Here is a 1,478-nt window from a genome sequence, read left to right on the forward strand (position 1 = left end):
CGGAAATGCGCTGTCGGCCCGAGCGCCGGCTGGTCTCCGCGCGATGCGAATCCTCGCAGGATACGCGTCCCCTTTCTGGGGCATGCCTTCTTTCAACCGGCCGAGCCCTAGACTCGGCGCGGCGAGCCGCCTCACGGCAAATGAGCCGTCGCCTATCCTCTGGCGCGCCGTGACACGCCGACAGACGGTGCCATCGACACCGCCTTGCAGTTGGTGCCCTGCGGCCCGCCGTCGTCGATCGACGGACATCGGTCGACAGCTGGCTGACAGCGGTCTTTGCTGACGCCCCACCGGTCCGCAGATCGACCCATGCGGCGTCGGGGCAACTGAAATGTCCCCCCGTCGCGCGCTCTGGGCGATTGCCTGTTCCACGTTGCAGCCTCGCTGCGTTCCTCAGCTCACGCGCGCCCATCGACAATCGTCTGCTCGTAGCTCCTATTCCGACCGTTCCGCGCGGTGTGGCTGCGCTTTCCGGGCGTCTTGACCCTTCCGGCCAGGTGTGTCCGTCGCGCCCGGCGGCCGATGCAGGGCGCGACGGCGAACAAGCAGCAAGCAGCAAGCAGCAAGCAGCAAGCAGTTGCGCAGGGCGCCGCACCGGTCGACAGCGATGTGCGCAGCGGTGAAGCGGTCCCGAAGAGTCCGCGCGTCAGGCCTGAGCGCGGTCGCCGGCGCCGCGTCCGAGGCCGTTCAGTCCGGGCCGTCGCTCCCCGGCGCTGCGACTGCCTCGCGGGGCAACGGCGCGATACGCCCGACAACCGTCCCCTGAAGTCCCCAATTCGTCGCCCAAAGGACGCCCGGCACGAATATTGCAAAAATTTTCCGCCTACCCGCTTGGCATTCTGCCCGAGAGGCCGTATGATGGCGGTCTTTCGTTTTCAGCATGCAACATTGCTGGAAGCGGAGTCTGACGAAGGTGTGGGCGCCGAATGGCGAACCTCTCGTCGCCATCGTAGTCGGCGGCGGATGCCTGGTGGTCGAGCCGGCGCTCGGGAAGAAAATGAAAATAATCTTCTCGCAGTGCTTGACAAGAGTTCGATGCACCCCCATAATCGTCAGTTCTCTACGGAGGGGTGCCCGAGTGGCTAAAGGGGGCAGACTGTAAATCTGTTGGCTTACGCCTACGTTGGTTCGAATCCAACCTCCTCCACCAAGACATCAGCGCAGAGAGCGGTAAGGAATCGTTAGTGGCCCGTGCGGGTGTAGCTCAATGGTAGAGCAGAAGCCTTCCAAGCTTACGACGAGGGTTCGATTCCCTTCACCCGCTCCAGTCCGCGAAGTTGAAGCGTAAAAGCGCCCATGTGGCTCAGTGGTAGAGCACTCCCTTGGTAAGGGAGAGGTCGGCAGTTCGATCCTGCCCATGGGCACCAGCAGTAAAGTCAGTGTCTGTTTGCGCGCGGCGCAACATGTGAAATTCCTTTCGGGAGTTGAAAATGGCCAAGGAAAAATTCGAGCGGACCAAGCCGCACGTGAACGTTGGT

Annotated in this window: 3 tRNA genes; all 3 read left to right on the forward strand. The window is 62.9% G+C overall.

Annotated elements, in window-relative coordinates:
- Positions 1–1,064 precede the first annotated feature (1,064 nt).
- The 3 genes from HMPREF3115_RS03685 (at position 1,065) to HMPREF3115_RS03695 (ending at position 1,367) form a co-directional block, all read left to right on the forward strand.
- Positions 1,065–1,150, forward strand: a tRNA-Tyr gene (locus tag HMPREF3115_RS03685).
- A 43-nt stretch (positions 1,151–1,193) separates the two neighbouring features.
- Positions 1,194–1,267 (forward strand) — tRNA-Gly (locus tag HMPREF3115_RS03690).
- 25 nt (positions 1,268–1,292) lie between these two features.
- Positions 1,293–1,367: transfer RNA gene (locus HMPREF3115_RS03695), tRNA-Thr, on the forward strand.
- The last annotated feature ends 111 nt before the right edge of the window (positions 1,368–1,478 follow it).

Source organism: Burkholderia sp. HMSC10F09 (genome assembly GCF_001806955.1).
Lineage (GTDB): Bacteria > Pseudomonadota > Gammaproteobacteria > Burkholderiales > Burkholderiaceae > Burkholderia > Burkholderia multivorans.